Origin of the sequence: Moheibacter sediminis (assembly GCF_900176425.1) — a bacterium.
GTDB lineage: Bacteria > Bacteroidota > Bacteroidia > Flavobacteriales > Weeksellaceae > Moheibacter > Moheibacter sediminis.
Map to the genome: position 1 here is coordinate 115,301 of NZ_FWXS01000003.1, position 19,087 is coordinate 134,387.

Annotated in this window: 14 protein-coding genes; 7 read left to right on the forward strand and 7 right to left on the reverse strand. The window is 35.4% G+C overall.

The window, feature by feature from the left end:
* Positions 1 to 6: 6 nt before the first annotated feature.
* Both B8977_RS05620 and gldJ read right to left on the reverse strand, forming a co-directional pair.
* Positions 7 to 1,296 (reverse strand): UDP-N-acetylmuramoyl-tripeptide--D-alanyl-D-alanine ligase, encoded by a 1,290-nt coding sequence (locus B8977_RS05620; RefSeq protein WP_084016706.1) that lies wholly within the window; start codon positions 1,294 to 1,296, stop codon positions 7 to 9.
* Positions 1,297 to 1,371: 75 nt separating this feature from the next.
* The gene (gldJ, locus tag B8977_RS05625; protein ID WP_084016707.1) at positions 1,372 to 3,087 is read right to left on the reverse strand and encodes a gliding motility lipoprotein GldJ; all 1,716 of its coding nucleotides are present in this window, start codon (positions 3,085 to 3,087) and stop codon (positions 1,372 to 1,374) included.
* A gap of 158 nt (positions 3,088 to 3,245) precedes the next feature.
* Between gldJ and porU the strand changes: the two genes are divergently transcribed.
* From porU to B8977_RS05660, 7 genes are all read left to right on the forward strand, one after another.
* Positions 3,246 to 7,148, forward strand: a complete 3,903-nt coding sequence (porU, locus tag B8977_RS05630) for a type IX secretion system sortase PorU (RefSeq protein ID WP_084016708.1) — start codon at positions 3,246 to 3,248, stop codon at positions 7,146 to 7,148.
* A 13-nt stretch (positions 7,149 to 7,161) separates the two neighbouring features.
* The gene (gene porV, locus B8977_RS05635; RefSeq protein ID WP_143736360.1) at positions 7,162 to 8,334 is read left to right on the forward strand and encodes a type IX secretion system outer membrane channel protein PorV; all 1,173 of its coding nucleotides are present in this window, start codon (positions 7,162 to 7,164) and stop codon (positions 8,332 to 8,334) included.
* A gap of 171 nt (positions 8,335 to 8,505) precedes the next feature.
* Complete coding sequence (locus tag B8977_RS05640) at positions 8,506 to 9,150, forward strand: DUF47 domain-containing protein (RefSeq protein ID WP_084016710.1); 645 nt, start codon at positions 8,506 to 8,508, stop codon at positions 9,148 to 9,150.
* 8 nt (positions 9,151 to 9,158) lie between these two features.
* Positions 9,159 to 10,223, forward strand: a complete 1,065-nt coding sequence (locus B8977_RS05645; RefSeq protein WP_084016711.1) for an inorganic phosphate transporter — start codon at positions 9,159 to 9,161, stop codon at positions 10,221 to 10,223.
* A gap of 35 nt (positions 10,224 to 10,258) precedes the next feature.
* Positions 10,259 to 10,903 (forward strand): hypothetical protein, encoded by a 645-nt coding sequence (locus B8977_RS05650; RefSeq protein WP_084016712.1) that lies wholly within the window; start codon positions 10,259 to 10,261, stop codon positions 10,901 to 10,903.
* 171 nt (positions 10,904 to 11,074) lie between these two features.
* Entirely contained in the window at positions 11,075 to 11,611 is a 537-nt protein-coding gene (locus B8977_RS05655) for an RNA polymerase sigma factor (protein WP_084016713.1), read from the forward strand.
* Position 11,612: 1 nt separating this feature from the next.
* Positions 11,613 to 14,192, forward strand: a complete 2,580-nt coding sequence (locus tag B8977_RS05660) for a vWA domain-containing protein (protein WP_084016714.1) — start codon at positions 11,613 to 11,615, stop codon at positions 14,190 to 14,192.
* Positions 14,193 to 14,330: 138 nt separating this feature from the next.
* On the opposite strand, the gene B8977_RS05665 is transcribed toward B8977_RS05660, so the two are convergent.
* From B8977_RS05665 to B8977_RS05685, 5 genes are all read right to left on the reverse strand, one after another.
* Positions 14,331 to 14,948, reverse strand: a complete 618-nt coding sequence (locus B8977_RS05665; RefSeq protein ID WP_143736352.1) for a hypothetical protein — start codon at positions 14,946 to 14,948, stop codon at positions 14,331 to 14,333.
* Positions 14,949 to 15,017: 69 nt separating this feature from the next.
* Complete coding sequence (locus tag B8977_RS05670; protein WP_084016716.1) at positions 15,018 to 15,248, reverse strand: DUF4287 domain-containing protein; 231 nt, start codon at positions 15,246 to 15,248, stop codon at positions 15,018 to 15,020.
* Positions 15,249 to 15,379: 131 nt separating this feature from the next.
* Positions 15,380 to 15,643 (reverse strand): hypothetical protein, encoded by a 264-nt coding sequence (locus B8977_RS05675; RefSeq protein WP_084016717.1) that lies wholly within the window; start codon positions 15,641 to 15,643, stop codon positions 15,380 to 15,382.
* Entirely contained in the window at positions 15,643 to 17,952 is a 2,310-nt protein-coding gene (locus B8977_RS05680; RefSeq protein ID WP_084016718.1) for an ATPase, read from the reverse strand. The genes B8977_RS05675 and B8977_RS05680 overlap by 1 nt, the downstream gene beginning before the upstream one ends.
* Positions 17,953 to 18,456: 504 nt before the next feature.
* The gene (locus B8977_RS05685; protein WP_084016719.1) at positions 18,457 to 19,074 is read right to left on the reverse strand and encodes a DNA-3-methyladenine glycosylase family protein; all 618 of its coding nucleotides are present in this window, start codon (positions 19,072 to 19,074) and stop codon (positions 18,457 to 18,459) included.
* Positions 19,075 to 19,087: the final 13 nt, after the last annotated feature.

The following is a 19,087-nucleotide window of genomic DNA, read 5'->3' on the forward strand; positions in this document are numbered from 1 at the left end:
AAATATTTAAATGAATTCTAAAACTTTCTCTAAAGCCATTCCACGAGAACCTTTTATTAGAATAGTTTTATCCTCAATTGGGAAGTTTTTAAAGTAAACTTCAGCCAGCTCAAGGGAATTGAATTTTGCTAAATTTTCATTTCCATTGGAATCAATTTTACTGAAATAATTTCCAATTAAAAATATATTTTCAAACTGAAGTTCAATCGCCAGATCTGCGATGCGTTTGTGTTCTTTTTCAGTTTCTTCGCCCAGTTCAAACATATCTCCTAAAATGACAGTTTTTTCGCCTTTTAATTTTGAAAAATTAAGCAAAGCTGCTTCCATGCTGCTTGGGTTGGCATTGTAAGCATCAAGGATAATTTGTTTGTCTTTCAAATTGATTACCTGCGAACGATTGTTGTCAGCCTGATAATTTTCAATTCCTGATTTTATGCACTCCAAAGGAACTTCAAATTTCAAACCAATAGCAATGGCTGCAGCCACATTACTCGCATTATAATTTCCTACTAGTTTTGATTGGAAAGAAGTTCCTTGGTATCTGATTTCCGGACAATTTCCGGACTTGTTTTCATTGACCTGAAACTGATAATCTGTTTTATCGTTTGTGCCAAAAGTGATTCTGTCCAGCCCTTTTGTTAATTCAACTTGCAAAGAATCGTCTGTGTTTACAAATACAGTTTTTTGATTTTCTTTGAGGTACGTGTAAAGCTCAGATTTACCTTTTATAACACCTTGAATTCCTCCGAACCCTTCTAAATGTGCCTTTCCGAAATTGGTAATATAGCCAAAATCAGGTTGGGCGATTTCACATAAAAATTCAATTTCTTTCTGGTGATTCGCACCTATTTCCACCACTGCAATTTCATGATTTGAATTAATTGAAAGCAGCGTCAATGGAACGCCTATGTGATTATTTAAGTTTCCATTGGTTGCAAGAACATTGTATTTTTGACTCAGAACAGCCGTGATTAATTCTTTTGTAGTAGTCTTTCCATTGCTTCCGGTAAGAGCAATTATCGGAATTTTCAATTGGGAGCGATGGTATTGTGCTAACTTTTGTAATGTTGTCAAAGCATCTTCTACATAATAAATGTAGTTGCTTTCGTCTTCATATTGTTTTTCATCCACGATGGCAAACGATGCACCTGATGCAATTGCCTGAACGGCAAATTCATTTCCATTGAAATTTGCGCCCTTCAATGCAAAATAAAGGGATTTTATTGGAATGTTCCTGGTATCGGTAGAAACCTTTCCTGCACGCAGATACAATGAATAGAGCTTTTCTATATTCATAAATGTAAATGTATAAAAAATCCCAACCTGAATTTGAATTCGGATTGGGATTTTTTTATGTTGTATTAATTCTTTTTAAGAACCTCTTTTTGATCTTTTTGATTCAAATGAACCTTGGTAATCCTGCGCCACACGGAATCCAATCCAGCTTGTAGCTTCGGCTTGGTGAAGGAATCTTCTTTGTCCCGGATCTAACCAGTAGATTGGGTCTCTCCAAGAACCTCCTTTTACAACGCGAACTTCGTCGCTGATGTTGGTCGTTCTTTTTTGGTCATCTTTTTCAAGGATAATTCTTCCTTTTTCATCTACATAGAATTTTCTTGTAGGTGCGTTGTACATTTCAGAAGTTGTGCTTGCTGAAGAACCTCCGCTTGCAATCATTCCTGAATCACCTGGGATTTCGATAACGTTTCCGAGAGAATCCAACATTGTGTTACTTGCACCGCCTCTTCCTTCTTCCTCTACACGAGGGTTAAGTGAAGACATCACGTCACCGTCACGGTAGTTGATATTGTTTTCTTTAACTTCTTTTTTGTATTGTCCTGGAAGTGATTTGTAAACTAAACTTCCACTGTTTAAAGTGTCAAATTCGATGTCATCTTCAAATTTCTCAAATCCTCCATTTGAATTATCGATAGTTGTTTCGTAAACATTTCCACGGAAATAGTTGAAATCATTTGCTTCATCATCTATGATAGGACGGTAAACATCAGCAGTCCACTCAGCTACGTTTCCATACATTCCGTAAACACCAAATTCATTTGACTGGAATTTTCTTACATCACTTGTGATCGCTGAGCCATCATTTCCGTATCCACCGATACCTGAATAATCACCACGTCCGATTTTGAAGTTCGCCATAAACTGCCCGCGATTTCTTCCTTTTTCTCCTCTTAGCTCATTTTGAACAACACTTTTTCCTTTATATTCGTTGTACTCTCTATCAGCTGGTAAAGCCAATGCAGCGTATTCCCATTCTGCTTCGGTAGGCAATCTGAATGGTGTGACTTCCAATGCGGTGGTAGAACGGTTTGCTTTTTGAACTCTGGAATTAGTTGATTTGATCATTGTTTGCTTAGCAAGTTTTGTAGTGTCAATGGCCTCGCTTACATTACTATCGCTATTTTTATAAGATTCTGCATCAAAATATTTAGAACCGTAATTATATTCTTCATTTGAATAATAATCTTTGCTCAAAATTCCTTTTTTGATTAGCTCAAATTCATTTGCTCTATCGGTTAACCAATCACAATAGTTGCTAGCTTGCAGCCAGGTAACACCTACGACAGGGTAATGACTGAATTCTGGAGAAAACAAATAAGTTTCATTATCGAAATCATTTCGAGAAAGCTTATTGTTAAAAACTTCAGGATTTGGTAATGAGCCTTCGTAAATGTGTTTGTATTGTTGTTCTTCCGGTGGAAAAACAACTTTTAACCAAGTGAGGTATTCTCTGTAATGGTAATTAGTAGTCTCAGTTTCACCCATAAAAAATGAACGAACCTGCATACGTTTTGGAGAATTGTTCCAATCGTGCATTACGTCATCTTTTACAAGTCCCATCGTAAAAGAACCTCCTTCGATGTAAACCATCCCCGGCCATGCTTTTACATTTGGCTTTTTCTTTCCTGAAAAGAAAAAACCTTTTGGGTCATTTGGCTTCCAGCCTGTTATGCTGTTTGAATTTTTGGTGCCTCCACCTTTTTTTCTGCCGCTGCCTCCACCACAACTGGTCAATAAGGTAACCGAAATTGTTACTAAAAGAATTGCTAAAATCCTACCCTTGTTCATATTCTTTATATGTTGTTTCAAAAAGTTTTTTCAAAATTCGATTTGCAAATAAAAACATTTCCGTTGAATTCACAAAGTTTGTCTTGCCTATCTTTAACGGGCTTATTGTTTTTTTATTGTAGGATAGAATATATTTGTCAAATTATCGTTTACAAAAGATGAAAAATACCCTGCTTTTTCTTTTTATAAGTACTTTCTTTACCCTGAATGCTCAGACTATTAATATAGAATGGGATGGCGCTAAAGCGCATAGCGTTGACTATGACACTAATGTTAATTTACCTTTTTTTAATAATAAAGGATATTCGGTTATCAATAATGTGCCTATGTTCATGCATTTGGAAAAGGTTGCAGGAATGGGAAAAGTCACTATTGAAAACATACAATATACTTCTCTTAATTCTTCAGAAAGAGGGCAATTGAATATAAATGAAATCCCACCTACATTAGGATATGATGCAAGAATTCAGAAAGGGGGAGATGAATATTCTTTGACGGTAAGCATGGTTCCTTTTGTGAGAGAAGGAAATCAAATTAAAAAAGTAACTTCTTTTCAAATTGTCAGTCAACAGGGAGTTCCACCGGATTATCAACCGGAAGAAACTTATGATCCTGCAACTCAAAGTGTTTTGAGGGTAGGGAATTGGTACAAGATTAAAATTAAGAAATCCGGGATTTTTCGAATAGACAGGGCATTTTTTACACAAAATGGAATTCCAACTAATTTTGATCCCAGGACTCTTAAGATATATGGAAATGGCGGGAAGATGCTCAATGAAAATCCCGGTGATTTCAGATATGGGGCATTGCAGGAAAATGCAATTCAGTTCAACGGAGAAGAAGACGGCAGCTTTGATAGTGGAGATGTTATCCTTTTTTATGCACAAGGACCTCATGATTGGAATAGAAAAAATAATAGTACACTGACAAATTTAAGCCATAGGTTTAATGTGTATTCTGATGAGGCGTATTATTTTATAACATTTGGGGGGCAAAACGGAAAAAGAGTTCAGAATGTTGAGATTCCCGGAAGTCCAACTCAGACTTTTAACCAATACCATGAATATGTATTTCATGAAAAGGATTCAATCAATTTAAATCAAATCGGAAGACAATGGGGTGGTGAAATGTTTAATTTGGAACCTTCTCAAAATTTTGTTTTGACAGGCAATGGATCACCCGTCGGAGAAGTTGTAGCTAAATATCAGCTTCTTGGGCAGTTTGCAAACAGTTCAACTTATTCAGTTTTGTTAAATGGAGCCTCTGTAGGAGGAGGTCCATTTACAGCTGGTAGTTTCATTCAAAGAAATGGACAGAGTGTAGTACCTGCCGGTGGAAATGTTTTTACATTTAATGTTACAGTTGAAAATGGAAACCCAAATGCATTAATATTTTTAGATTATTTAGAAGTCAAATATTTAGCTAATTTGTCCTTTAATGGAAGCCAAATGAAATTTAGACGACTTGAAAATTTAAATGATGGCAATGTATATGGCTTTTCAATTTCAGGAGCTCAAAAAGTTTGGAATATCTCTGACATTACAACTGCTGCCAATATTACTAATGCTGGCGGGATTTATAAATACCAATCTACAAGCCCTTATTTTTTGAATGAATTTATTGCTTTTAATGAATCATCAGCATTAACTGAAATAGAGTATTCCGGTTCTGTGGTAAATCAAAATATAAGAGCACTAAGCGATATCGATTATGCAATTGTAGTACATCCCGATTATTTATCAGAAGCATCAAGACTTGCAAATTTTAGACAGACACACGATGGTGTAAAAGTCGCGGTAGTTACAACCGAACAGGTTTATAATGACTTTTCTTCAGGAGCACAAGATATATCTGCTATCAGAGATTTCTTTAAGCATTTGAGAGACAATGGAAATCCTCTGAAATATACGTTGCTCTTTGGTGGGGCTTCATATGATTTTAAAAATAGGATTGTAAATAACAGTCATTTCGTTCCTTCCTATCAAAGCATGATATCAAATGGTTTATCTGCAGAGGGAGAGCCTAATTCTTATGTGACAGACGATTTTTTTACCATGTTAGATGATACTGATGTGGTTGTGCCATTAGTTGTAATGGGTAATGATAATAACTATCTGGATTATTTCAATAATGGTGCTCCCCAAATGGATGTAGCCGTAGGTAGGATGCCGGCTCACAATCAGACAGAGGCAAGAGTCATGGTAGATAAAACAATTGCTTACTACAACAAGCAACCAAATCAGGGGACATCTTTTGGGGATTGGAAAACTAAATTCCATTTGGTTGTTGATGATGATGATCCCGGTCCGCTAAATGCATTTCACACACTTATAGAATCTACTTCAGCGCAATTTATACAAAACAATATATCCTATGCTACGGTTAGGAAATTATATTTTGATGCCTTTCCTGCAACGGGAACCTCGGGAGGGCAAAGATATCCCCAAGTAAATCAAGGTATAGCCAATGCATTTGATCTAGGGAGTGCACTGATTGTTTATTTCGGACATGGCGGCCCTCGAAGCTGGTCTCAGGAAAGGGTAATTACTTATGAAGAAATTAATAATTTCTCTAATTTTACAGGTCTTTATTCCAGATTACCCGTTGTACTTACAATAACATGCGATTTTACAGTATGGGATGTTCCTGAAATTGCCTCTGCAGGTACATATATGTATAAAAATCCGACAGGAGGTGCTGTGGCAATGATTACAACTAGCCGTCCGATTGCTACTACCTATGGAAAAGGTTTTAATGAACCTATAGTTGAAAAATTGCTGGAGATCGATGGCAAATCCTATCTTTCAATAGGAGAAGGTTTGAGAGATGCAAAAGTAAACTATAATGGTCCAGGTTCTGGAGTAAATCATTATAGTGTAAACTTGCTGGGTGATCCAATGCTTTCTATTACACGTCCGCCAAGAGACATTAGAATTACAAAAATCAATGGAGAAGATGCCGCAACTTTTACAGGACTTTTACGCGCGCTGGATTTTGTAGAAATTGAAGGCGAAGTATTGAATGAAAATGGAACATCAAAAGATGTTTCTTTCAACGGCAAGGCAAATGCCACATTGTTTGATAAACCTCTCAATAAAACCACTTTGAATAATGACGGAAATATAGACGTATTGAATTACCAGGAACAAGTAAGTGCCATATTTAAAGGTGGAACAAATGTAAATAATGGCGATTTCAAATTCCAGTTTTACGTTCCTAAAGACATTAATTATGAAATCGGAAACGGTAAATTAGTTGTGTATGCGCACAACAATGTGACAGATGCCGTGACCACCAAAATAGTAAGAGTAGGTGACCAAAATCCAAATGGTTTAGATGATGACAATGGACCTGCAATCGGATTGTATATGAATAATTTAAATTTCGTAGATGGCGGAATTACAGACCGTGACCCTTATATATTGGCTTGTTTGGTTGACAGTACAGGAATCAATACAAGTGGAGTTGCAATCGGTCACGACATTACCGGAGTGCTTGATGGAAATGTCGAAGGAACTTATGTCTTGAATGAATATTATGAAGGTGGTGATAACAATCCTTGTACCAATCCACAAGTTCTGGACTATCAGAAAGGACAAGTCATGTATAAATTAAGCCGCCTGGCTTTGGGCAGCCATCAGATTGTATTCAAAGCATGGGACATCAACAATAATTCATCCGAACAAACGTTAGATTTCGTAGTGATGGAAGATGGCTCCGACCATATCTATATTGACAAATTGTTGAACTGGCCCAACCCTTTTACCAATCAGACTTATTTCCATTTTGAACACAATTGTGATTCAGAATTAGATGTCATGGTACAGATTTTTACAATCTCAGGTAAATTAGTGAAAACTATAAGACAACCCGTTTCAGCAGAGCCTTGGCGTGAAGGTTACAGGACAGGGAGATTTGCAATTCCTTGGGATGGATTAGACGATTTTGGCGATAAAATCGGAAAAGGAGTGTATATTTACCGCGTCACAGTACGAGGTGTAGATTCTGAACTATGCAAAGGTTCAGCTACCGCAATAGAAAAATTAGTGATATTAAAATAAACAGAACATGATGATGAAAAAAATTTCGATTGGATGTTTACTGCTTCTGTCAGTATTCACATTTGCACAAGAACAGCCCAACCCTGTCCTTACTGGTGCACCATTCTTAAGAGTTTCACCGGATGCACGTGCAGGTGCATTAGGAGATATGGGAGCAGCAACTTCTGCTGATGGTTTCTCCCAATATTGGAACCCTGCAAAATACGCATTCAGCAAAAGTTATTCAGGAATTGCCGTTTCCTACACACCATACATGAGCGGTATTACCGATGATGTATTCTTATTAAATGCTTCTTATTATACCTTTTTAGGTCAGGAAGAAAGAAGTACTTTATCAGCCAGTATTTATTATTTCAATATTGGTGAAATTGATTTGACTGAATTGATTGGTAACCAAATTGTAAATACAGGTATTGCAAAACCAAACGAATTCTCGATAGACTTATCTTATGGTTTGAGATTGACAGATACTTACAGTATGGCGGTTACAGGTCGATTTATCCGTTCGGATTTGTTTAACAACATAGACGACGGTACGGTACAGCCGGCAAATACATTTGCGGTTGACGTTTCCGGTTTCTACCAGACACCCCGTCACAGCTGGAACAGTTTCGAAGGTCGTGCCCGTGCAGGTTTCAACATCAGCAACATAGGACCAAAATTAGATTATTCCAACAATGAAGACAATGCAGCTTATTTACCAACCAACTTCAGATTGGGTGTAGGTTACGATTTCTTATTGGATGAGTACAATACAGTAGCGGTGACTTTGGAAACAAATAAACTTTTGGTTCCAACACCAACTTATGACGTAGATGAAAACGGAGTTGAAATTCCGGGAACAAGACGTATTCCTAACAAGGGAGTTGTAGAAGGTATGTTTAGTTCATTTGGTGATGCGCCGGGTGGGTTTTCTGAAGAAATTAAAGAATTTACTTGGGCAGCCTCTGCTGAATATTCTTACAACGATGTATTATTCATCCGTGGTGGTTATTTCCACGAAAGCATGATGAAAGGAGATCGTCAGCATTTGACCTTAGGAGCAGGGTTGAAATACAATTCATTCGGGATTGATTTCTCTTACCTGATTCCGATGTCAGATACCAACAATGCTTTGGAAAATACCCTTCGTTTTGGCCTTACTTGGGACTTCGGAGGTGAAACCGACAATACAAACGATTGGTAATTTTTAATAATTATATTTAATTCTGGAAAGCCTGAACAGATTAATGTTCAGGCTTTTTCAATGCATGATGCTAAGTTTTAATTTGGACCGAAAACATTATTTCTAAAAATTATACTTAACTTTAATTTAATATTGGGTTAATTATCTTTGCACCGCATTTAAAAATGAAGTATGTCAGTAAATAAATTTTTACAATTTTTAGTTCCTAAGGACAAAAAATTCTTCCCACTTTTTCATGAATTAGCTCAAGTCCTTGTAGATATGGGTGTAACACTACACGAAGCTGTGAATGTAAAAGCACCGGAAAGAGAAGTTTTCTTTGCTAAAGTAAAAAAACTGGAAGAAAAAAGTGAAAAGTTAACACACCAGATTAACTTAGAAGTTAGTAAAAATTTCCTTACACCATTTGACCGCGAAGATATCTATGCTTTGGCCAATAAAATGAATGATGTAACCGATTTCATCGATGCAAGTGCAAGCCGTATGCAGCTTTATCAGGTAGAAAAAGTAAAAAAATCTATCCGAAAAATGACTGAAGCAAACTTAGAAGCTTGTCAGAATATCCAGGAAGCATTGTTTTCTTTGGAGAATTCTAAGGATTTGAAAAATGTATTCAAATGTTGTGAGCGAATCAACAAATTGGAAAACAAAGTTGACAACATCTATGATAAAGAGATTTTTGAAATATTTGACCAATACGAAAACGTAAAAGAAATCATCATCTACAAAGAAGTATTTTCTGCATTGGAAACTACAACCGACAAATGTAAAGATGTTGCAGACGTTTTGGAATCTATTGCAGTTAAACACTCTTAATTTACAAAATGGATTCCCAACTCATACTCCTGATTGTAATCATCGTTCTGGCGCTTGTTTTTGATTTTATCAACGGATTTCATGACGCAGCCAACGCGATTGCAACCATCGTAGCCACAAGAGTTTTGACCCCTTTTCAGGCGGTTTTGTGGGCAGCGAGTTTTAATTTTGCGGCTTATTTCATTTCCAAATACTGGATAGGAGAATTTAAAATCGGTAATACGATTGCCAAGACCGTAAACGAAAACTTCATTACTTTAGAAGTAATTCTGGCAGGTATCATCGCCGCGATTATATGGAACCTGATCACTTGGTGGTTTGGAATTCCATCTTCCTCTTCACACACCTTGATTGGTGGTTTCATGGGTGCAGCAATTGCGCATGCAGGAGCTTTGGCCAGTCAGGGAGTAGATGTAATTAATTATGTAAAAGTTCTTCCGATATTTTTATTCATATTTCTGGCACCTTTTATAGGGATGGTCGTCGCATACTTCATAACCATCATCATCATGAATATCTGCCGCAGGTCAACGCATAAAAAAGCAGAAAAATGGTTCAAACGCTTGCAGTTGGTATCATCGGCTTTATTCAGTTTGGCCCATGGCGGAAACGATGCGCAGAAAGTGATGGGTATCATCGGTGCGGCTGTGATATTTTACCATGTACAGCAGGGTGATGCAGATTGGGTAAATGCACCTGACAGATTTAAATATTTCGTAGAAGACTACTGGTGGGTTCCATTTACGAGTTTCTTGGTAATTGGTTTAGGAACCATGAGTGGTGGATGGAAAATCGTAAAAACGATGGGTACAAAGATCACAAAAGTAACGCCATTGGAAGGTGTTTCTGCTGAAACAGCAGGTGCGCTTACGCTTTACCTTACCGAATTTTTAGCGATTCCGGTTTCTACAACGCATACCATTACAGGATCTATCATCGGTGTTGGGATTACAAAAAGAGTTTCAGCTGTTCGCTGGGGTGTGACCATCAATTTGCTTTGGGCTTGGGTTCTTACAATTCCAATTTCAGCTTTGGTTGCAGCATTGATTTATTATTTTATAATGTTATTTTAATGTATTAATTTTATCAAAACCAATAAAGATAAGTTATGAAATTAATATTTGCAGTTCTTTTAACCTTGAGCACAATTTCCAGCTTTTCCCAAACAAGTGGCTCTGGAGGTTACTCTACTTTTAATACTCCTACAAAAGGAGACTTGGAAGGATCTATGTATTCCAACGATAAATTTTCTACACTTAAAGTTAATGGAGAGGATCATACAGGAAAAGTAAGATACAATGCACTTGATGACAAGATGGAATTCAGTGACAATTCATTTTATGGATTCAAGACAGGTGATGAATTAAATTTAATTGATGTTAAAAAGAAGTATTTATATGCTGATTATAAAGATGTAAAAGAGAACAACGTAAGCGGATTTTTAGTAGAATCACAATCAGGAAAAAAAATCCGATTATATAAAAAAGAAAAAGTTAAGTTTGTAAAAGGAAGTGTTGCAAAATCTAGTTACGACAAAACAATTCCCGATAAATACGTTAAAGAAAAAGATGTTTTTTTCTTACGAATTAATGATGAAGAAATTACATTACTTCCAAGCTCCAGAAAAGATTTCTCAAAATTATTCGGAGATAAAGAAAAGGAAGTAATGGATTATTTAAAAAAGAACAACAGTTCTCTAAATGCAGAAAATGATTTGAAAATCGTATTCAATTACCTCAATACAATTCTATAAGAAAATAAATTTCTTCATAATAAAAGAAGGATCAATACGAAAGGGTTGATCCTTCTTTTTGTTTTATCTGTTTTGGATTTAGACTTAATTCAAAAAAAGATTGAAAAAATTTATACCTTCTCCCAACCTTTCGGTTGAAATGCTTCTCTATATAAGTAGAACCCTGTAAGTATGGACAAACAAATTTTACAATCTTGCAAAAAAATGGACCGCAATGCGCAGCGTAAAGTTTACGACGCCTTGTATCCTAAACTGCATTTCATATGCAGGCGCTATTTAAAATCGGAGGAAGATATAGAAGAAGCAATGGCCGATGCTTTTTTTACCATCTTTTCAAAAATCAATCAACTCAATGATTTAGATGCTTTTTACGCGTGGAGCAGAAAAATCATGGTCAACCAATGCCTCGCCTACCTCAAGAAAAAAGTGGATTTTGAAACCTATATAGATGATAATCAAAAAGAAATTGCTTATGTAAATGCGGATTACGCAAATACATTAAACGAACAAGACCTGATGGGATTTCTCGATAAGATTCCGGAGGGCTGCAAGACAATCTTTAATCTGTTTGTTGTCGAAGGTTTTTCGCACAAGGAAATCGCTGCAGAACTCAACATTTCTGTAGGGACTTCCAAGTCACAGCTCAACGTTGCGAAAACTAAACTGCAGGGTCTGGTTAATATGTATTACTATTCAAAAGCCAATTAAAATGAAAAATTCAAACGAAATAAAAGATATTTTCAAACAACTTGAACATGGAGAGTCAAAAGACCTTTCATGCAAAGAAAATGTTTGGGACAAACTTGAACAAAAATTAGACAAAAATGAAAACAAAACCAAAGTTTTCCCGATTTGGAAAATCAGCGGAATTGCAGCTTCTTTTGTCATCTTTGCGACAGCCATTTATTTCTTTACAAAAGAAGATAAAATAAATGTTCAGAATGATGATGCCTTACCATCAATAACAAAATCAGATGAAGCTCCAAAAAGTGATGAAATCACAAAAGAAAACATTTTAGTCGACAACGAAAATGATTCAGTAGAAATTAAACCCAAAACAAAAAAAACTTCAACTAAAAATCAGGGAACATTCATTGTGAAATCTGAAGAAATAAAAATAAAAGAAACCAAATTTTCAATTAATTTCCCAACAATTCAAGGTGTAGTTTTAGATACTGATGGCTTTCCAATTCCTGACGCAGAAATTGTTCTACGAGGTGAAGGTGAGTCAACATTTACTGACGAAAACGGAAAATTCAATATTAAAGCCAAAGTTGGAGATGTATTGACTATTACCGATATGTTTGGAATTTCTGAAGATTATGCAATCAATAAACCAAATATGGGAGAGTTGAAAATAGGGAAGCCAATTCAACTTGAAGGAGTAGCTTTAGTAGGCGGTATTAAAATAGACCCTCCGCAGAAAGTTGGCTCCTACACAGTAGTGAAAAACACTGAATATACTACTGATAAGTATGAAATTAAGAAAAAACAAGCATCTTCAATTGACGAAGTGCTGTCAGGAAGAGTAGCCGGACTGTCATTTTCAAACAACAACGGAAAACCGGGTGCTGAAAACAAAGTTGTTATAAGAGGTGTAAGCTCATATGTACAAACAACAGATCCGCTTTATGTAGTAGATGGAGTTGTGATGAATCCCAAAGCATTTAATTTAATTGACCCTAATAAGATTCAAGGTGTTTCTGTGCTCAAAGATGCTTCAGCAACAGCCTTGTATGGTTCACGTGGTGCAAATGGTGTCATAGTAATTACCACAAAAGGTCTCACCAAAAAAGAACTTCGCAAAATCAAACGCCAAAACAGAAAGAATCGCAAAGAAAATATAGAAATTTCCTACGTAGCTCCGGTTATACAATCCGTTGAAGTCTCCAGCGAAGAATATTCATCTTTTGTAGAAAACAAATTCGAAAATCCCGCTATGAATCCCCTTTCGACCTTCTCAGTAGATGTGGACAAAGCCGCCTACAGCAATATAAGGAGGTTTCTGAACAATGGACAAACCGTTCCCAAAGATGCCGTGCGCATAGAGGAGATGATCAATTATTTCCACTACAATTATCCGCAGCCAAAGGACAGACATCCGTTTTCAATCAATACCGAATACAGCGATGCACCATGGAATCCCGGACATAAACTCCTCAAAATCGGGCTGCAGGGCAAAAACCTTCCAGTAGAGAATTTGCCCAATTCCAATCTTGTTTTCCTGATAGATGTTTCAGGTTCCATGAATGACGAAAACAAACTTCCATTGCTCAAAAAGTCACTCGAACTGCTCGTAAACAACCTGCGCGACAAGGACAAAGTATCCATCGTCGTATACGCAGGAGCAGCGGGAATGGTGTTGCCGCCGACTTCGGGAACCGATAAAACCACGATTCTCAATGCCCTCAACAACCTTTCCGCGGGTGGCAGTACCGCCGGAGCAGCAGGGATTGAACTCGCTTACCAACTCGCGCAGGAAAATTTCATCAAAAACGGAAACAACCGCGTCATTCTTGCCACAGACGGCGATTTCAATGTGGGAAGTTCATCAGTTGGCGATTTGGAAACATTGATTTCAGACAAACGCAAAACAGGCATCTTCCTCACTTGTCTCGGTTATGGAATGGGCAATTACAAAGACAATCGTATGGAAACCCTTGCCAACAAAGGAAACGGGAATTACGCTTACATAGACAACCTGCAGGAAGCGAACAAATTCCTCGTGAGAGAATTCTCAGGCACGCTTTTCACCATCGCCAAAGATGTCAAGATTCAGATAGAGTTCAATCCGCAGTTCGTGCAGTCTTACCGTTTGATTGGTTATGAAACCCGTTTGCTCAACGATGAAGACTTTGTCAACGACGCCATAGATGCAGGCGAAATAGGAGCAGGGCATCAGGTAACGGCTTTGTATGAAATCATTCCCGCAAGTGCTCAAAGCAGTTATACAGTACCAAATCAGGATCTGAAATATTCCCGATACAAAGCAAATAATTCATTTGGAAACGAACTCGCAACTGTGAAGTTCAGGTACAAAAAGCCCGATGGAGAGAAAAGCACAGAAATCGTTCAGCTGATAAACAACCAATCCATTCCGCTCAAAGATGCCAGCGAAGATTTCATATTCGCTACTGACGTAGCATGGTTCGGACTAAAGCTCCGCGATTCCGAATACATAGAAATCAAAGACAAAAACAAAATCATCGAACTCGGGAAACAAGCCATGAAAAACGATAAAGAAGGCTACAAAAGCGAATTCCTGAGATTAGTAGAATTAGTGAAATAAAAACTGATTTCACCGAAAAGATAAACCTCCAAAGTTTCCATAACCTTGGAGGTTTGTTTATATTTTTCAAAACCAATTAAAAATCTCTTTGTCATTCTGAATATTTGAGATTAAGAAAATAAATGATTTGTGAAGAATCTACTCCCACTTATATTTCTCCTGTAGAGGAATTTGATAACCTTTTACAATTCCCAAAATAGAATCGTTTGTATCATTTTGATTTTTGTCTAATGCTAAATCTATAATCATTTCACTCAATTGGAACTGCTTTTTATTGGGAATGTTCATAGGATTAATTTCTTTAAATTCATTGTTCGAATATAGAATTTGATACGAATAACACATTCCATCAAACATCACTTTACTCAAATCAACTTCATAGTCTTTAGCTGAAAAACCATTAATCAATTGGATGATTGGATTGACCTCATCAATCGAAAGTTTCGAATGAAATGGAACAATAGAATAGTTCCCCTTTGATGATAAACTAAATTGCTTATCAACGATTTTGTCGTGTCCACCGGCTTGATTGAGTTTTTCATAAACATACGGTGAAGCATTATAAACCAAAAGATACCTTTCTTCGAGATTGATCAATACCTCAGCAGGCTGGTCAAACGAAGGATATAATCCCAATTTTATAAATACAGGATGATTCTGAGTCTTATCAATTATGATTGCTTCTTTCTTCTCAGAATTCTCACAACCCATCACAAAAGTAAGCGTGAGCACAAAAACAAAAAATCGAGTATGCATTGACAAATAAGTTTTAGTTCTTCTAACCTAACTTATAAAATGAAACTTTATTTCATCCAGCCAATTCGTCTACTTACTATTCTCATCCTTTATCCCTTTCAAAATCGCGTACACAGCCATCGCATGACCATGTCCCAGCCCGAAATCCCCTTTCAGCCAATCCACGATTTCCCCCGCTTTCACTTCAGGCTTCAGCAAACCATCCACCGAAAAAGCCTTTTCATCAGCAAGATCCCTGAATTCCTGAGCCCCATTTCCCGTTTTTTCTTTGATTGTTTTTAGATATGCTTGGAATGACATATAATTATTGTTTTTGATTTTTAAATTGAGATCGTTTAGCTTTAAAGACTGTTATAATTTAATGAAAATGGATTGATTTTTAAGCTGAAGGATAAGTATTATAAAGTATTATAAAGTTTAAGATTTTTGACTTATTCAGCTGAATTTTCAACTGCTTCCCCAGACTCATCTCCACTATCTTCCTCTTCAATGAAAATTTCTTTTATTTGTTCTAGCATTTCCACAATTTTACTTGTTTCTTCTTCATCTAAATTATTGAAATCTGAATCCTCAATATTTGGGTTTTCTAATAATTGCTTAACCATTTCTATGTAGCTAAAATCTGTTGTAATGGTTCCTTGTTGAATTTGAGATTTTATATCTCCATTTGTCTCTTTTGTAAACAGTAGTTTCATTATTCATTAAATTTTTTAAGGTTATACTTTTTAACTCGTTTTTTTATAGATGATTTTCCGCCATCAGTTATTTCAGCTATATAATCTACCACACTTTTTTCTTCTATATTTCCCTCTAATGCACATGATATAATTTTAATTTTATTATTCTCAATGTTTCTACACAATATGATATTTTGAGCATCTGCCAACATAGGAATTGTTGCATTATGCGAAACTAATATGACTTGTTTTTTAGATTTAATTTTTTTGATTGCATTAACAAGACCTTTATTTATATAGTTAGTAGCTAAATTGTCTTCTGGCTGATCAATAATTATCGGAGAGATGTCTTCTTCATAACCTAATATTAAATCTAAGATAATGGAAGTTTTCCAACCCGGGCTTAAGGAATCAAAATCTTTCCCATCTTTAGTTATTATTTTATACTTTTTTCGATTTAAATCTTCAAAGTCACTATAAATTTTCTTTTCTAAATCATCATAACTATGCACTTTAGGATTTTGTTTTTTATGGTTTATATCAAAGAAAATATTTGGAGTTATATCTTCAAATCTATCAATTTTTGTTTTTAAATATTTGTTAGAAACATCTATAAATTTATCTTTATTTAATTTAAAATCATTTTCAATATGTAGTTTATGCCCCATTGATTCTATAACTTCAGATTCAAAGTTTAATGAGTAGTTTGCTATTTTATCTAAAATTTCATCAAATCTTTTAGTAGCTTTAATATACTTCTTTAAAGAAATTATTAGCTTTTCAAAATGTAATTTTTTACTTTGATCTTCCGAATTATTTTCTCGAAGTATACTATCATAATTTGTTTTTGAACTGGTTACGATATTTCTTATTTCACTCTCTTTCAAACTACTATTGTAAGCAAAATTTAGTTCAGACCTCAATCTTGTCATTAGTGTATCATCATGAATTACGAAAGGATATTTACTAAGGAATTCGTCTATTTCATTCAAATTATTTATGAATTCATAATATTTTGCACTCCCAAACTCTAATTTAGTTTCATCAATGTCAGAAGGTAAAATATTTTTAAAGGGATTGGTGCGCAAATTTTTATTCACAATCAATCGGGAAATTATAGGTATTGTATTTAAATTCTGTACTTCATTATCAATGATTTTCACATTTTTAATAAGTTCTTGAATATCTTTTTTTAAGATAAGCAATCCATTATTTATTTGTTCTTTTATGTTTGCATCACCAGGAAAAACATTTTTTATTATATCAATGTCATCAATTTTATTTTCTGAGATGTTGTTTACAACACTCATTATATAATTTTGAGACAAAAAATGTGGAGTCATCCCCGATGGGTTTATAATTTCTGCTTTGTCAATTTCATATTGTTCTAAATAAATAGATGATTGAGTTGTTGCTGAAATGTTTTTATGTATAGAATCTACTAAAAGAGATTTTCCACTTGAAGAGCTACCAATAACAACATTTAATCCTGCTGTTAGTTCAACATCAATATCAATATTTGATTTATGAAGTTTGACGCTCTTTATATTCTCTGACCAAAATTCAGGTTTTGTTTCTGAGTAAATAAGCCTTGAAGATTCTGATAAAGATAATCTCAACCCATTAAAAGTCGGCTTAGCTAACATCCAAGTAGGCACGTATGGATTTTTATCTTTACCATTTGGATAACTTGTAGGCTCATAATTATCACTGCACGTAATCAGATTCACAAATTCATTTATTCCAAGTTTAGTAAAATATTCTTGAGTTCTTTCTAATCCTCTATTCCCTCTAGCAGTAAATCCATCAAACTGATTGTAGTAAATGCTTTTTTCTAAAGTAGTATCAAATTTTACTCCTGTTGGTATTGAAGTATCAAATGTCGCATGAGATTGACCACCATGGGGTAAAAGTAGAAAATCATAATTGTCAAATTCATTAATTATTTGTTGAATTGTTGGTATGGTTGGGTCTAATTTTTCGACAACCTTATCAGGATATAGTTTGTCAAGTTTCTTATTTACATCATCAATTATTTCGGAATTCAATTCAACAACATCAAAGTATATATGACAATGATAAGCAGGGCAATTATCATAATTTTTGATATGGAGTTCAACCCCCAATATTATATTTAAATTTAATTCTTTGGCTTTTAAATATGCTTTCTTGTTTATGGTATTATGATCAGTTAAAGAAATTAGGAAATCAGAATTATTAGTGAAATTATTAATTTTTTCAACTAATAATTCAATAGGATAATTATCAACTAAATTATTGGCATTATCTGAAGTATGAATATGAATGTCGACGAAAATTGGATTCATGATTTATATGTTTTAGTAGATAGTTTTTAATTTTTTTCAAATCTAATCAATCTGATTTAAAATATTTTACGGAAAACCGTAATCGCTCCGATTTCCAAAAAAAATCAAAAATTCAGATTCCGTACAGCCCAATTCCTCCAACTATCCCAACCCTAAATTCCCTTAAATCCTCAACATTGCAAAACAAATCCCCAAACTTCCTGATTCCAACCCAATACATTACAGATTTATCCCCATTTTCTTACATTAGATCCCCATAATTCTCAATAGTATCCCCAAAACTGTACTAAGTATCCCCATACTTTTCCAAAGCATCCCCAGAATTAAACTGAGTATCCCTTTACTTTTCCATTACATCCCTGGAATTAAACCAAGCATCACCCTAGTTAGCATCCCCCTGAACTGAACATAGCATCCCCAGACTTGGCGATGGCATCCCTAAAATTCTACAGATATATCTCAGAAATAAATTTGCAATCCTTAATGGAAGATTCTCAAAAAAACTTAATAAACCGCCGTTTTACCCCTTTTACACAAGTAATGATGCCACATAAAGTACGTAGCAAGTGAACGGCAGGGCTGCCACCGCACAGCAACTTCCAGAATTTCCTCATGCGAAGTCACTTCATACAACGCTTTGATGGTATTTACTACCGCTATATCCCCGATTGGAAAGATATCCTTATGCTGCAGACAAAACAAAAGATAAACATCCGCAGTCCAGTTTCCGATTCCTTTGATGGAAATTAATTTCTTCCGAACCGTCGGCTCATCCATCCCGATCAATTCCTCCAAAACCAATTCCCCACTTACAAGGGCAACAGAAAGATTGCGCAGATATTTCGCTTTTTGCCAGCTGATATGACAATTCCGCATTTCCTCATCAGAAAGCAGTAAAATATTCTCAGGCGAGAACGATTTGATATAACCATTTAACCTTTCAAAGTGAGCCTTCGCCGAAGCTAGACTGACCTGTTGCTCCAAAATAATCTTCGACAACGAAATGAAATCAGCACTTCTCTCCCAGTTAGGAGGCGCACCATATAACGCATAAATTTCACGGATAATTTCATCCTTCTCCAAAAGAAAATCCAAATCTTTTTGATTAACAATCTTATCCATTTTAAAACTAGTG

What these genes read in the sequence shown, in the direction of transcription:
- B8977_RS05640 (WP_084016710.1), top strand. Translation starts at nt 8,506, where the DNA reads ATGTCAGTAAATAAATTTTTACAATTTTTAGTTCCTAAGGACAAAAAA.
- B8977_RS05685 (WP_084016719.1), bottom strand. Translation starts at nt 19,074, where the DNA reads ATGGATAAGATTGTTAATCAAAAAGATTTGGATTTTCTTTTGGAGAAG.
- B8977_RS05680 (WP_084016718.1), bottom strand. Translation starts at nt 17,952, where the DNA reads ATGAATCCAATTTTCGTCGACATTCATATTCATACTTCAGATAATGCC.
- B8977_RS05675 (WP_084016717.1), bottom strand. Translation starts at nt 15,643, where the DNA reads ATGAAACTACTGTTTACAAAAGAGACAAATGGAGATATAAAATCTCAA.
- B8977_RS05665 (WP_143736352.1), bottom strand. Translation starts at nt 14,948, where the DNA reads ATGCATACTCGATTTTTTGTTTTTGTGCTCACGCTTACTTTTGTGATG.
- B8977_RS05650 (WP_084016712.1), top strand. Translation starts at nt 10,259, where the DNA reads ATGAAATTAATATTTGCAGTTCTTTTAACCTTGAGCACAATTTCCAGC.
- B8977_RS05670 (WP_084016716.1), bottom strand. Translation starts at nt 15,248, where the DNA reads ATGTCATTCCAAGCATATCTAAAAACAATCAAAGAAAAAACGGGAAAT.
- B8977_RS05660 (WP_084016714.1), top strand. Translation starts at nt 11,613, where the DNA reads ATGAAAAATTCAAACGAAATAAAAGATATTTTCAAACAACTTGAACAT.
- B8977_RS05645 (WP_084016711.1), top strand. Translation starts at nt 9,159, where the DNA reads ATGGATTCCCAACTCATACTCCTGATTGTAATCATCGTTCTGGCGCTT.
- B8977_RS05655 (WP_084016713.1), top strand. Translation starts at nt 11,075, where the DNA reads ATGGACAAACAAATTTTACAATCTTGCAAAAAAATGGACCGCAATGCG.
- B8977_RS05620 (WP_084016706.1), bottom strand. Translation starts at nt 1,296, where the DNA reads ATGAATATAGAAAAGCTCTATTCATTGTATCTGCGTGCAGGAAAGGTT.
- porV (WP_143736360.1), top strand. Translation starts at nt 7,162, where the DNA reads ATGAAAAAAATTTCGATTGGATGTTTACTGCTTCTGTCAGTATTCACA.
- gldJ (WP_084016707.1), bottom strand. Translation starts at nt 3,087, where the DNA reads ATGAACAAGGGTAGGATTTTAGCAATTCTTTTAGTAACAATTTCGGTT.
- porU (WP_084016708.1), top strand. Translation starts at nt 3,246, where the DNA reads ATGAAAAATACCCTGCTTTTTCTTTTTATAAGTACTTTCTTTACCCTG.